The following is a 14,618-nucleotide window of genomic DNA, read 5'->3' on the forward strand; positions in this document are numbered from 1 at the left end:
TCAGAGGGGGATGTTTCCGTGTTTGCGAGCCGGCAGGCTCTGCCGTTTGGTGCGCAGCATCCGCAGCGCCCGCGCCACCTGGAGGCGGGTCTGCGACGGCTGGACGACGTGGTCGACGTACCCGCGCTCGGCGGCGAGGTAGGGGCCGCCGTGGCGTTTGCGGTACTCGTCGGTGAGCCGGCGGCGCGCCGCCTCCCGCTCGCCGGCGGGCAGGCCGGCCAGCTCGCGCCGGTAGAGCACCCGCACCGCGCCTTCGGCGCCCATCACCGCGATCTCCGCGGTGGGCCAGGCCAGCACGACGTCGGCGCCGAGGTGCTTGGAGCCCATCACCGCGTAGCCACCGCCGTAGGCCTTGCGGACCACCACGGTCACCTTCGGCACGGTCGCCTCGGAATAGGCGTAGATCAGCTTGGCGCCGCGGCGGATGATGCCGCCGCGTTCCTGCTCGGTGCCCGGCAGGTAGCCGGGGACGTCGGCCAGGGTGAGCAGCGGGATCGAGAACGCGTCGCAGAAGCGCACGAACCGCGCGGCCTTTTCCGAAGCGTCGATGTCGAGCACGCCGGCCTGGTGCCGCGGCTGGTTGGCGACGATGCCGGCGGTGTGGCCCTCCACCCGCGCGAAGGCGCAGATCATGTTGGGCGCGAAGGCGCTGTGCACCTCGGTGAACTCGCCGTCGTCGACCAGCGCGGCGATCAGCTCGGTCATGTCGTAGGTCTCGTGCGGCGAGTCGGGCACCAGCCGGTCGAGCGCGAGGTCGGCGGCGGTGAGGCCGGTGCCGGTGTCGTCGGCGTAAACGGGCCCGGGGTCGAGGTTGTTCGCGGGCAGGTAGCCGAGCAGCGTCTGCACCCAGTCGAGGGCGTCCTGCTCGTCGGCAGCCCGGTGGTGGGCGTTGCCGGCGACCTCGCTCTGCACGGCCGCGCCGCCGAGTTCCTGCGCGGTGACGCGCTCGCCGGTGACGGCGTGCACGACGTCCGGGCCGGTGACGAACATGTGCGAGGTGTCGTCGACCATCACGACGAAGTCGGTCATCGCCGGCGCGTACACCGCCCCGCCGGCGCACGGTCCCAGGATCAGCGAGATCTGCGGGATCACCCCGGAGGCGTGCGCGGTGCGGCGGCCGAGCTCGGCGTAGTACGCCAGGGACACGACGCCTTCCTGGATCCGCGCGCCGCCGGAGTCGTTGATCCCGACGACCGGGCAGCCGATGGTCATGGCCAGGTCCATCAGCTTGAGCACCTTTTCGCCGGAGACCTCGCCGAGGCTGCCGCCGAAGACGCTGAAGTCCTGCGAGAACACGCAGATCTGCCGCCCGTCGACGGTGCCGTGCCCGGTGACGACGCCGTCGCCCCACGGCCGGTTCGCGTCCATCCCGAACTCGGCGCACCGGTGCCGCGCGAACTGGTCCACCTCCACGAAGGACCCGGGGTCCAGCAGCAGGTCGATCCGTTCGCGCGCGGTCAGCTTCCCCTTGGCGTGCTGCCGGTCGACGGCCCGCTTCTCGGCGATCCGCACGGCTTCGTCCTGCCGGGCGGCGAGATCGGCGATCCGGAACGCGGTGGTCGGGGTGAGCTCGTCCATCAGCGGACCACCTTCCCGATCCGGTCGGCCAGCACGGCCACGTGCGGCGGGTCGATCATCGACACGTGGTCGCCCGGGACGCGCACGACTTCGAGGGCGCGGCAGTGGGCGTCCCAGCCGAGGGCGTCGTCGGTGCGCAGGTACCGCGGGTCCAGCGCGGTGGTGAGCGGGTGGGGCTCCTGAGCGCGCAGCAGGACCACGCGACCGTCATGGCGTTGCGGCGTGTACCGCTCGGCCACCCTTGCGTCCACATAGGACTCGTACTGGTGGCGCAGGACGCCGGCGCCCAGGTCCGGCACCTGCTCGGCCAGCCGGGTCATGACCCAGCGGATCTGGGCGTCTTCGTCCAGCTCGGCCAGTTCGCCGCGGGGCACCGCGAACGGGACGCCGTAGGTCCGCGAAATGTGGGCTGCGAACCGGTCGAAGCGATCCAGGAGCAGGTCCGCCGGGCTGGCCGTGGCGGGCAGCGGCAGGATGGTGTCGATGAGGAAGACGACTTCGGCGCCGTTCAGCTGCCGGGCCGTCTCGTAGGCGAGACAGCCGCCGAACGACCAGCCGCCCAGCCGGTACGGACCGGCCGGCTGGACCTGCCGGACGAGTTCGGCGTACCGGGCGGCCTTGGCCTCGACGGTGTCCCGGTCGTCGAGGCGCTCGAAGCCGTAGACGGGAGGGCCTTCGGGGAGCAGCCGAGCGAGTTCGCGGTAGACGCTCGCGGTGCCGCCGGCCGGGTGGAAGAGGAAGACCGGGTCGCCGGCCACGCCGTCGCGCAGCAGCCGCACCGGGCCGCCGCCGTGGCCCTCGAGTTCGGCCCGCACGAGATCGGCCATCGCGGCCACGGTGGGACGGCGAAGAGCTCGTCGGGAACGGTGGTGAGGTGTTCGGCGAAGAGGGCGCGGAGTTGCCCGGCTTGCGCGGCGTCGCCGGGGAAACGGTCGTGGACGCCGGGTTCGGGGCCGCCGAGGACGGCTCGCCAGTGCCGGGCCACCCACCGCTCGGCCGGATCCCGCGGCCCGGTGACGACCGGCGCCGTGGTGGGACCGGCTTGCGACCCAGCGATCTCCCGCGTCTCGGTTTCCGCCGCCGGACCGAAGCCCGCCTGGTCCGCCAGGTTCTCCGCCAGCTCCGCCAAACTCGCCCCCCGCAGCAGCAACGGGATCGGCAACGGCACCCCGAAGTCCCGTTCCACCGCGCCCCGGGCCCGCATCGCCGACAGCGAGTCGAGCCCCAGCCGGGTGAGCGGGACCGTCCGGTCCACCTCCGCCAGCCCCAGCAGGTCCGCGATCACCCCCGCCAGGTGGGCCGCGATCGCCGCACGGGCCGCCTCCGGCGTTCCCCCGCGCAGTGCCTCCAGGCCGTCCCATGTGGACGATGGCGTCCGCGGTGCGAAGAGCGCGAAGAACGGCCGCTCCCCCAACCTCGGGAACAGCTCCAGCACCGCGCCGGAGTCCACCCGGGCCACACCGGTCGCCGTGCGGTCGCGGGCCAGCACGAACTCCAGTGCCGACAGCGCTTCCCCGGTCCCGAGCGGCTCGAGCACCGGGTTGACCGACCCGGCCGCCGCGCCCACCTCACCCCACGCGCCCCAGCCGATCGTCGTCGCCGGGATTCCTTGGGCGCGACGCCAGGCGACCAGCGCGTCCGTCCACGCGTTCGCCGTCGCGTACGCTGCCTGGCCCGGTGATCCGAACAGCGCGGCCGCCGACGAGTACACCAGCCACCAGTCGAGGTCGTGCCCGGCCGTCGCCTCGTGCAGCCGCCACGCGCCCAGCGCCTTCGGCCGCCAGACCGCGTCGAGCGCGTCGGCGTCCAGGCTGATCGCGGCGCCGTCGGCCAGGACGCCGGCGGCGTGCAGCACCCCGCGCAGCGGCACGCCTCCTTCGACGGCCGCCGCGACCAGGGCTTCGGCCGTGCCGGGGGCGGCGATGTCGCCGGGCACCACCCGGACGTCGATCTCGGACGGCCCGGGGTCGGCCGCGTGCCTGCTGTTGAGCACCAGCCGCGTCGCGCCCCGCGCGGCCAGCCATTTCGCCGCCGCCCGGCCCAGGCCGCCGAGGCCGCCGGTGATGATGTACGCGCCGTCGCGGACGGGCTCGCGCACCGGTTCCCCCGGCGACGGACGGCTCAGCCGCCGCGTGTACCGCACGCCGCCGCGCCAGGCGATCTCGTCGTCCGGGGCGTCCGCACGGATCTCGCCGGGCAGCCGGTCGGCGGCGCCGTCGACCTGGGTCACGCGCAGCTCGGGGTGTTCGAAGGCCAGCACGCGCACGAGCCCGCGCAGCGCGGCGGCTCCCGGGTCACCCCGCTCGCCCGCCTCGACGCTGTGCGCCCCGGACGTCACCAGCCACAACCGCGGCGCCACGGGCAGCTCGGCGAGCTCGGCGACGACCCCGGCCACGGTCTCGGCCAGCCGGGCACCCCGGGCCGGATCGGGCTCGGCCGCGGCGCCGAGCAGGGCGACGACGGCGGCCGGCTCCCCGTCACGCAGCAGCTTCGCCAGCTCGGCCCGGTCGCCGAGGCGGGCGGTCCGGACGTCTTCGCCGGCCAGGGTCGAGCCATCGCCCGACAGCACGATCCACCGGCGCCCGCGGGGGCGCCCCCCGTTTTCCACACTACCGGCCGGCACCGACAATTCCGGCGCCGCGGGCAGCGGCGACGGCTGCCAGGCCGCCTCGAACAGCAGGCGCGTCACCGCCGCGTCGCGATAAGGACGGCAGTAGACGTCGCGGAACTCGACCAGGACGACGTCGTCGGCGTCGACCAGCTGGACGCTGCCGAGCACGCCCTCGCCGGACTCCTTCAGCACGGCGTCGACCCGCACCCCGCGGCGGGGATCGCCCGCCACGATCACCTCGCCCACGCTGAGCGGCAGGTACAGAGCGTCCGCCGCGCCGACGGCCGCGGCCAGCGTGTGCAGGCAGGCGTCGGCGAGGGCGGGGTGCAGCACGTACGCGGGGTGGTCGGCGTCCGGCTGCGCGATCGACGCCGACGCGCGCCCGGGCGCCGCGGTCACCCGGCGCAGGCCGCGGAAGGCCGGCCCGTAGGACTGCCCCAGCTCGGCCAGCGCGCGGTAGACGTCGACCGGTTCCCCGGCGGTCTCCCCGAACGGCGCCGACGGCGTGCCGCCGGTGCCGATCCGCGCGGTGGCGTGCCGGATCCACTGCCCGGCCCGCGTGTGGACGCTCAGCTCGGCCCCGCGCAGCGTCGTGGTGACCTCGGTGTGCTCGCCGAGCGGGAGCACCTCCCGCAGTTCGAGGTCGTGGACGCGGCCGCCCGGGCCGGCCGCGGCGAGCGCCAGTTCGAGGAAGCCGGTGGCCGGGAACACCGGGACGCCCCGGACGGGGTGGTCGGCCAGCCACGCCCACGCCGCGGTGCCGACGTCACCGCGCCACAGGTGGCCACCACCGGGGTCTTCGACGTGCACGCCGAGCAGCGGGTGCGCCCCGCCGGTGCGGACGGTCCGGCGCGGCCAGAAGCGGGTGTGCCGCCACACCGGGCCGGGCAGCTCGACCGGCGGCGTCAGCGGCCGGGCGGCCAGCACGCCGGGCCGGCCACGGACGTGCAGCCGGGCGAGGCTGGTGAGGAACGCCGTCCGCTCGTCGATCCGGCGGCTCGCCGAGGGCAGTCCGAGGACGCCGCACTGTTCGATCGCGGCCAGTGCCACCGGGTGCGGCGAGATTTCGACGAACACGGTGTGCCCGTCCGCGGCCGCCGCGGCGAGTGCCTGGCTGAACCGCACGGGACGGCGCAGGTTCGCCGCCCAGTATTCGACGTCGAAGGACGGCGGTTCGTCGTGGACGCTGCTGTAGCACCGGATTGCGGGCACACCGGGGGTCAGCCCGGCCACCGCGGCGCGGAACGGGCCGAGCAGCGGCTCGACGGCCGCGGAATGCCCGGCCCCGCCGACCGGCAGCCGCCGGGCCAGCCTGCCGAGTCCTTCGGCGTGCGCGACCACGGCGTCGACGTCGTCGGCGGCTCCGCTGATGGTGCACTGGGTCGGCGAGGCGTAGACCGCGATGGCGACGTCCGGGAACTGCGCGAGCTCGGCCGGTGTCAGCTCGACGACCGCCATCGCCCCGTCGCCGCGTTCGTCGAGGTCCGCGAGCAGCCGCGCCCGGGCGGCCATGACCCGCAGGCCGTCGGCGACCTCCAGCGCCCCGGCCACGACGGCTGCCGCCACCTCGCCCATCGAGTGCCCGAGCACGGCCGCGGGAACGACACCGTGCGAACGCCAGAGTGCGGCCAAGGCGAGCTGGATCCCGAACAGGGCGAGCTGGGTCCCGGCGAGGCCGGGCCGCTCCAGCGCCTCACGCAGGGAAAACCCGGCTTCGGCGCGGAAGACGGGATCGAGCGCGTCGATCTCCGCCCGGAAGGCGGGCTCCGAGCGGAGCAGCAGGCGGCCCATCCCGGACCACTGCGAGCCGTACCCGGAGAAGACGAAAACGACACCGGTGTCCGCCGCCTGCTCACCGGCGGCCACGTTGCGCAAGGCCTCGACCACCTCACCGCGGCTCTCCCCGACCACCGCCCCGCGCACCGGCAGGTGCTCCCGCCGGTGCGCGAGCGTCGACGCCACGGCGTCCAGGGGCACGTCACTCTCCGCCAGCCAGTCCGCCAGCTGTTCCGCCCGCGCGTGCAGCACCTCGGCGGACCGGGCCGAGAGGGCGAACACCTGCGGACCGGCGGCACCGGCCCGGGGCGGGAACGCCGCGGACGGCCACTCCTCGACCACGACGTGCGCGTTCGTCCCGCCGAACCCGAACGCCGACACCCCGGCCCGCGCGGTTCCCGGGTAGCGCGGCCAGTCCGTTCCCGACGCCACCACCCGCAGCCCGGTGAAGTCGATGCGCGGGTTCGGTTCGCGGAAGTGCAGGCTGGGCGGCAGCCGCCGGTGCGTCATCGCCAGCACCACCTTCAGCAGCCCGGTGATCCCGGCCGCGCCTTCGAGGTGGCCCAGGTTGCTCTTCACCGACCCCAGCAGCAGCGGACGGCCGGCCGGGCGTCCCGGCCCGAGCACCGCCGCCAGCGCCCCCGCCTCCAGCGGGTCGCCCAGCGGAGTCCCGGTGCCGTGCGCCTCCACGTAGTCCACAGAGGACGGATCGACGCCCGCCGTGGCGTACGCGTCGCGCAGCAACGCCGCCTGCGCGTCGGGGTTGGGTGCGGTCAGGCCGTTGGACCGGCCGTCGGAGTTGACCGCGCTGCCGCGGATCAGCGCCAGCACCCGGTCACCCGCCCGCCGGGCCGCCCGCAGGGTCCTGAGCACGACGACGCCGCAGCCTTCGCCGCGGGCGATCCCGTCGGCGCCGGCGTCGAAGGGTTTGCAGCGGCCGTCCGCGGCCAGCACGCCGGCCCGGTGGAAGCCGGCCGTGATCCCCGGCGAGAGCAGCACGTTCACCCCGGCGGCCAGCGCGGTTTCGCTCTCGCCGCGGCGCAGGCTCTGCACCGCCTGGTGCACCGCGACCAGCGACGACGAGCACGCGGTGTCCAGGGTGAGGCTGGGCCCGCGCAGGTCGAGCAGGTACGACAGCCGGTTCGCCGCGATGCTCGCCGCCGCGCCGGTGCCGGACCAGACGTCGACCGCGCCGACGTCGGTCATCGTCAGCGAGCCGTACTCGGTGGCCGACAGCCCGACGAACACCCCGGTCCGGCTGCCGCGCAGGCCGGCGGGCGGGATGCCCGCGTGCTCCAGCGCCGCCCAGGCGACTTCTAGGAGGATCCGCTGCTGCGGGTCCATCGCCTCGGCTTCCCGCGGGGTGATGCCGAAGAACTCCGCGTCGAACCCGGCGACGTCGTCGAGGAACCCGCCGCGGGCGGGCACGCCGGCGAGCTCCTCCGCCGGGGCGAAGGTCTCCCAGCGGCCGTCCGGGACGGTGCCGATGCCGTCGCCGCCGTCCTCGAGGAAGCGCCAGAACGCCTCCGGGGATTCGATGCCGCCCGGCAGCCGGCAGCCGAGGCCGACGACCGCGATCGGCTCGCCGTCCTCCGGCAGGGGAACGTGCGCCGACACGGACTCCACAATGGACAGATGAGTGGCGAGCGCGTCGATCGTCGGGTACTGCCACACCAGGGTCGAGGCGAGCGGGCGGCCGACGAACGCGCCGAGGTCGGCCGCCAGGGTCGTCGCGTCCCGTGAGGACAGTCCGGTTTCGTGCAACGGCCGGCCGGGGTCGACGGCACCGAGCCGCGCGATCAGCCAGGCGCGGATCGCCGCGGCGTCCGGCGCGCTCATCCGAGCCGCCGCGCGGTCAACGCACCGTCCAGGTAGGACACCCGGCACCGCGCCCTGCTGATCTTGCCGCTGGAGGTGCGGGGCACTTCGCCCGGGGCCAGGAAGACGACGTCGTGCAGGCGCAGCCCGTGCCCGGCCGAGACCGCCGCCGTCACCGCGGCGGTCGCCGCGGCGATGTCGGCTTCGGTGTCCTTCGCGCGTTCCAGCACGACGACCGCGGCTTCGCCGTCGTCGCCGTCGATCGCGAAGGCCGCGGCCGAGTGCGGCCGGACGGCCGGGTGTTCCTCCACGGTCTGCTCGATGTCCTGCGGGTAGTGGTTGCGGCCGTCGACGACGACCAGGTCCTTCAGCCGGCCGGTCACGAACAGCTCGCCGTCGAAGACCACGCCGAGGTCACCGGTCGCCAGCCAGCCCTCGCCGGTGTCCGGATCGAGTGGCGGCAGGCCGAAGGCGGCCGCCGACGCGTCGGGCCGGCCCCAGTAACCGCGGCCGACGTTCGGGCCGCTGACCTGGATTTCGCCGACCTCGCCCGGTTCGGCGGGCCGGCCGTTCACCGGGTCGGCGATCCGCACCCGCTGGCCGGCCGGGCGGCCGCACGAGACGAGCGTGGTGGCGGTCGCGCCCGGGACGACGGGCACGGCGTAGCCGGCGGCGAGCCGGGCCCGGTCGAAGGTGACCTGCCGCGGCGGTTTCCCCGCGTCGGTCACCGAAACCAGCACGGTGGCCTCGGCCAGGCCGTAGGAGGACCGGTGCACCTCGGGCCGCAGCCCGCAGCCGGCGAAGGCGTCGTGGAACTTCGCGATCGTGGCCGGCAGCACCGGCTCGCTGCCGTTGATCAGCGAGACCACCCGGCTCAGCTCGAGGTGGAGCTTCTCGGCCTCGGTGACGCGGGAGGCGCAGTAGGCGTAGGCGAAGTTCGGGGCCGCGCTGATCGCGCCCGGGCTCGCCGAGAGCGCGCGCAGCCAGCGCGCGGGCTGCTCGAGGAACGCCAGGGGGTCCATCAGGACCGATTCCAGCCCGCCGGTCATCGGCGCGCCGATGCCGAGGATCAGCCCCATGTCGTGGAACAGCGGCAGCCAGCTGACCGTCGACGTGGTCCCGCTTTCCGCGCCGTAGGCGGTGCACGCCTGGCGGGCGTTGGCCAGCACGTTGCGGTGGGTCAGCACGACCCCGGCCGGCGAGCGCGTCGACCCGGACGTGTACTGCAGGTACGCCGGGGCGTCCGGATCGGGCTCGGGCCACTCGCGCGGCCCGGCGGGCGGCACGGCGTCGACGTCGACCACCACCGGGTCGACCGGGCCACCGGCGAGGAACCGGGTGACCGGCTCGCGGTCGCCGTCCGTGGTCAGCACGACGCGCGGGCCGCAGTCGGCGAGCGCCGCGGCCAGCCGGCCCGCGTGCCCGGGCAGGCCGGGCGCGAACAGCGGCACGGCGACCAACTCGGCCCGCAGCGCACCGAGGAACGCGACGACGTACCCGGTGGACTGCCCGGCCAGCACCGCCGCCCGCTCCCCCGGACCGGCCACTTCGGACAGCCGGACCGCGACCGCCTCGACCCGCTCGTCGAGCTCGCGCCAGGTGAGCGAAACCGCCCGTTCGCCGTGGTGGTGGTCGAGGTGGGTCACGGCGATCCGGTCGCCGAGGCGGTGCGCCCACTGCCCCAGCAAGGTGGCGAAGGATTCGCCGGCGGCGACGGGCGTACCGGTGCCGGGAACCGGCCGGGAGATGGTTTCCATGCATCCTCGCAGAGAGCGTTTACCCGGCGCAGTGAATAACCGCGCCGGTGCGGTTGTCAACGATTCGATCGCGGATACTCATGGCGAAACGGGTTACGGGACAGCACGTTTGTCACGCGGCGACGAGGTCTCGGCGAGGCGGGGCCGGGCACGCGCACAGCCAGCAGCGCGCCCGCGAAGGTCAGCGCGGCCGCGGTGAGCAAGCCCGCGGTGTACCCGCCGGCCAGGGCCGGCCCGGCGGCGGCACCCGCTTCGAGCCGCGCCGCGCGCACCGCCGTCAGCACCGCGCCGATCAGCGCGACCCCGAGCGCGCTCGACAGTTCCCGCGCCGCGGTGAGCCAGCCCGACGCCGTGCCGGAATGGTGTGGTGCCACCACGTCGAGCGCGTGCGAGGTCATCGGGACGGTGAACGCCGAGCCCGCACCGACCAGGACCAGGCCCGGCACGCGCGGCCACAGCGACGGGAGGTGGTTCACCGCGGCCACGGCCAGCAGGCCCGCGCCCACCACGGCCAGCCCCGCCGCCACCGTCCGCAGTGGACCGTGCCGGGCGGCCGCGGCCGGCACCAGCGGGGTCGCGGCCACCACCGCCACCGCGACCAGCACCAGGGGCAGCCCGGCGGCGGCCGGGCCGAGCCCGAGGAACTCCTGGTGCAGCAACGGCGTGAAGAAGAAGATCCCGGAAATGCCCAGTCCCCACAGCAGCTGCAGGCCGAGCGAGCCCACGAACACCCGGTTCCCGGTCAGGGCGCGCGGGACCAGCCGCTCCCGCGCCCGCCGCTCCCGGACGAAGAACGCCACCCCGGCGGCGATCCCCGCGGCGAGCAGCGGGATCCGGAGCGCGGGTTCGGCCAGCGCCGTGGTGAGCAGCACCAGGCTCGCCGTCACGAGGACCATCGCCGATGCCGGTGGCGTGCGGGCCCCGTCATCGCGGCCGGGCGGCACGGTCCCCGGCAGCAGCACCAGCATCGCGGCCACGAACGGCAGGTTGACGAAGAAGATCCAGGCCCAGCCGCAGTATTCGCTCAAGACCCCGCCGAGCGCCGGCCCGGCGGCCAGTGCCGCGGCCAGGCAGGCCGTCCACACCGCCGCCCCGAGCGTCCGGCCGCGCGCGTCGAGGTTGGTCCGCAGCAGGCTCAGCAGGCCGGGCACCAGGAACGCGGCCGCCACGCCCTGCAGCACCCGCGCGGCGACCAGCAGCCACGCCGAGCCCGCCAGCCCGCCCACCGCCGCGCCGCCACCGAACGCGAGCAGCGCACCGGCCAGCGCCGGGCGCCGTCCCCAGCGGTCGACGAGCGCGCCCGCGGCCGGCAGGAGCCCGGCGAACGGCAGCATGTACCCGAGCGCGATCCACTGCAGCACCCGGACGTCCAGGCCGAGGTCGCGGGCGATCGACGGCGCACCCGCGGCGACGATCGTGTTGTCCAGCGTCGTGACGAACGCGCCGAGCGCGAGCACGACCAGCGTCCGCCGGGTCATCGCGTGCTCCCCGCCAGCTCGGCGGCGACGACCGCGTTCCGGCGCGGGAACCACCAGTTGGCCGCGCCGAGCCGGGCCATCACGGCGGGGACGAGCACGCACCGGACGACGACGGCGTCCAGCAGCACGGCGACGGTCAGGCCGGCACCGGCCTCCCGCACCACCCTGGCGTCGACGAAGGCGAACGACACGAACACCAGCGCCATGATCAGCGCGGCCGCGGTGATGGTCCGGCCGGTCGCCGCGACCCCGTCGACGACGGCCGCGCGGGTGTCGCCGTGGCGGCGCCACGCCTCCTGGATGCGGGCGATGAGGAAGACCTCGTAGTCCATCGACAGCCCGAACAGCCCGGCGAACAGGAACACCGGCAGGTACGGCTCGGTCGGGGCGCCGAAGGCGAACACCACCACGCCGGCCGTCGCGGCCGCGGTCAGCAGGTTCATCACCGCGGCGGTGAGCGGGATCAGCACGCTGCGGAACACCCAGGCCAGCAGCAGCACCGAAATCCCGACGACGGCGGCGAAGAACAGCGGCAGCCGGGCGGTGATCGCTTCGGCGAAGTCGGCCCGGGCCGCGACCACCCCGCCGACGCTCGCGTCCGGGCTGCCGAGGATCCTGGCCAGCACCCGCGTGGAGGCGAGCAGCTCGCCGGTCGCCGGATCACCGGGTGCGGTCCGCGGGACCACCGTGAGCAGCCAGACCCCGCCGGGCAGCGCGGCAGGCGGGCCGACGTCGGCGCCGGCCCGCAGCGCTTCCCGCAGTTCGCCCACCGAATCGCCACCGGTGCCGACCACCAGCAGGGGTGCGTCCGCACCCGGCCCGAAACCCTCCTGCAGCAGTTCGGCGGCCGTCCGCGTGATGCTGCCGGGCGGGTCGAGCGTGGCGTCCGGCACGCCGAGCCGCAGCCCGGCCACCGGGAGTGCGAGCACGGCCACGACCAGCAGGGCGGCCAGCGTGTACGGGCCGGGGCGCGCGGTCACCGACCGGGCGAGCCGGGCCCACCCGACGGCCCGCGCGTGCGGGCGCACCTTCATCCGCCGGGCGACCGGACGCAGCAACGCGGGCAGCAGGGTCAGCGCGGCCAGGGCGGCCAGCAGCACCGAGACCGCGGCGGCGATCGCGATCCCGGTCAGGAACGGCAGGCCGACGGTGAGCATCCCGGCCAGCGAGACGCACACGGTGACCCCGGCGAAGACCACGCTGCGGCCCGAGGTCGCGGCCGCCACCGCCAGCGCCGCCGCCGGTTCGGCGCCGTCCCGGCGGCCCTGGCGGTAGCGGGTGAGCACGAACAGCGCGTAGTCGACGCCGACGCCGAGCCCCAGCAGGGCGGCGATCTCGGTGCTGATCTTCGGCATGGTCATGACGTGCGACAACAGCGTCACGGCGGCCAGTGCGCAGCCCACCGAGACCGCCGCGGTCAGGACCGGGAGCAGCACGCAGGTCACCGAGCCGAAGGCCACCAGCAGCACCACGGCCGCGGCGAGCAGGCCGATCCCGGCGTTGCCCAGGTCGGGCGCGGCGGCCGTCATCGCGGCGAGCTCGCCGGACGCCCCGGCGGTCAGGCCGTCGGCGTTCCGGACGGTGGCGGCCAGCGCGTCGGCCGTCCCCTGGCCGAGGTCGGCGGCCGGCGCGTCGAAGCGCACGGTGAGCACCGCCGTCCGCCGGTCGGCGGACACCTGTCCCGGCGCCGGGTCGACGGACACCACCCGCGGCAACGCCGCGAGGCGAGCGGCCAGCGCGTCGAGCCGCAACCGGCCCGGACCACGGTCGATCGGGCCGTCCGGGGAGGAAGCGACCACGCGTTCGCCGGCGCCGCCGGAACCGGTGCTGCGCAGCAGGTTCGCCGCCAGCGTGCTGTCGGCAGCGGGGAGCACCACCGTGTCGCGGAAGGCCGCGCCGGTGTGCAGCGCGGCGGGAAGCAGCCCGCCGAGAGCCGCCAGCCACAGCACGAGCACGACGCCGGCCCGGCGGAAACACCAGGAAACGAGCGCCGTCATCGGTTCTCCTCCTCCCGCGGCCCGGTTGATCACGCTAACAACCATGCGGGGCGCGAAGATACCGTCCCGGTTCACAAATCGAATCCCGGAAACCTTTGCCGTGGTTAGTGATCCGGGTTTGTCGGGCAGGTGACAAACTCCGGTGCGGGCGTTGGTCCCGGCGTGACAGAACCCGTCTCGGACGCAGGGATGCCGGTTGCCAACTCCGATCCCGTGTGAGTACATGACGTCCGCGCCGACGACGGCGCGAACACTGCACGCGGCGCGGCGAGGGGTGTGAAGCATGACCGGGACGATCACGCAGGCGGCGATCCCGCAGCCGCGGGGCACCGGCCGCGCGCGGCAGCTGTGGTGCTCGCTGCCCACCGAACTCGCCGGGCGCTTCCGCCCGCACGCCGACCCGCTCGCGCGGCGGATCCTCGAGGAGGTCCAGACCGCCGTCCCGGAGTACGCCAAGCCCCTCGAAGGCGAATTCGGCAAGATGATCGTGCTCGCCATCGAGCAGGCGGTGCTCAGCTGCATCGACAGCATCGAGGAGCTACCGTCCACAACGGACGAATGGGCCGAGCTGTTCGTGGAGGTCGGCAGGCGCGTCCACCACGACGGCGGCAGCCTCAACTCGCTGCAGGCCGCCTACCGCGCCGGCGGGCGGGCGGCGTGGCGCTACGTCGCCGAGCTGGGGCAGGCCCACCGGTTCTCCGCGGCCGTGCTGTGCGTCGGCGCCGAGGCCATCTTCGCCTACGTGGAAGAGATTTCCTCCTACTCGGTCGAGGGCTACACCCTCGCCCAGGCGATGGCGACCGGCACGCTCGAACGACGGCGGCGCCGGCTCCTCGAACTGCTGCTGGCCACCCCGCCGACGTCCCCGGCCACGCTGGCGACGATGGCCAAGGCCGCGCAGTGGGTGATCCCGGAGTGGGTCACGGTGGTCGCGCTCGACCCTCGGACCGGCCCGCACCCGCCGCCGACCCCGCAGCTGGCCGGCGACGTGCTGCTGGACCTCGAAGGCCCCGAGTCGTGCCTGCTCACCCCGAGGCCGGACCGCGACCTGCGGGGCCTGGAGGGCCGGTTGCCGGGCTGGCGCGCGGCGGTCGGCCCCCGGGTCCGCCCGGCCGACGCGGCGACGTCGCTGCAGTGGGCCCGCCGCACCCTCGACCTGCTCCGGGGCGGCCTGGCCGGCGACGCTTCGGTGACGCACACGGCCGACCACCTGGCCACGCACTGGCTGCTGCTCGACCGCTTCCTGCTGGACGAGCTGTCGGCGAAGGCGCTCGCCCCGTTCGCGGGCCTGACGCCCAAGCAGCAGACGCGACTGGCCGAGACGCTGCTGAGCTGGCTGGAGCACAGTGGCAACACCCCGGACATCGCCCGGGCCCTGCGGATCCACCCGCAGACGGTCCGCTACCGCGTGAGCCAGCTGGCCGAGCTGTTCGGCGACCGGCTGGCGGATCCGGCGAAGCGCCTGGAGATCCAGATGGCCCTGAGCGCCCACCGGCTGCTGGGCACCCGGCCGCCGGCCGGCGACCGCTGAGGCCCCCGCCACGGCTCTGGTGGGGGCCTCGGGCGGCTGTTCCGGCGAGTGTCCTTGACCGCGTGCAGCCGC

5 protein-coding genes and 1 pseudogene are annotated in these 14,618 nt (G+C 75.2%); 1 reads left to right on the forward strand and 5 read right to left on the reverse strand.

The annotated features are described in order from the left end of the window. The 5 genes and pseudogenes from HUT10_RS05350 to HUT10_RS05370 all read right to left on the reverse strand — a co-directional run bounded on the left by HUT10_RS05350 (position 1) and on the right by HUT10_RS05370 (position 13,015). Positions 1–1,578 carry an acyl-CoA carboxylase subunit beta gene (locus HUT10_RS05350; protein WP_176170143.1) on the reverse strand — a complete coding sequence of 526 codons (1,578 nt, stop codon included), beginning with the start codon at positions 1,576–1,578 and terminating at the stop codon, positions 1–3. Further along, positions 1,578–7,804, reverse strand: a pseudogene (locus HUT10_RS05355) (SDR family NAD(P)-dependent oxidoreductase). The gene HUT10_RS05350 and the pseudogene HUT10_RS05355 overlap by 1 nt, the downstream one beginning before the upstream one ends. Then, positions 7,801–9,540: a fatty acyl-AMP ligase gene (locus HUT10_RS05360; protein WP_176170144.1), complete on the reverse strand. Its 1,740-nt coding sequence runs from the start codon at positions 9,538–9,540 to the stop codon at positions 7,801–7,803. The pseudogene HUT10_RS05355 and the gene HUT10_RS05360 overlap by 4 nt, the downstream one beginning before the upstream one ends. A 56-nt stretch (positions 9,541–9,596) precedes the next feature. Then, entirely contained in the window at positions 9,597–11,018 is a 1,422-nt protein-coding gene (locus tag HUT10_RS05365; protein ID WP_176170145.1) for an MFS transporter, read from the reverse strand. Continuing rightward, positions 11,015–13,015 (reverse strand): MMPL family transporter, encoded by a 2,001-nt coding sequence (locus tag HUT10_RS05370; protein ID WP_176170146.1) that lies wholly within the window; start codon positions 13,013–13,015, stop codon positions 11,015–11,017. The genes HUT10_RS05365 and HUT10_RS05370 overlap by 4 nt, the downstream gene beginning before the upstream one ends. A gap of 283 nt (positions 13,016–13,298) precedes the next feature. Between HUT10_RS05370 and HUT10_RS05375 the strand changes: the two genes are divergently transcribed. Further along, the gene (locus tag HUT10_RS05375) at positions 13,299–14,546 is read left to right on the forward strand and encodes a helix-turn-helix domain-containing protein (protein ID WP_176170147.1); all 1,248 of its coding nucleotides are present in this window, start codon (positions 13,299–13,301) and stop codon (positions 14,544–14,546) included. The last annotated feature ends 72 nt before the right edge of the window (positions 14,547–14,618 follow it).

Origin of the sequence: Amycolatopsis sp. Hca4 (genome assembly GCF_013364075.1) — a bacterium.
Classification (GTDB): Bacteria; Actinomycetota; Actinomycetes; order Mycobacteriales; family Pseudonocardiaceae; genus Amycolatopsis.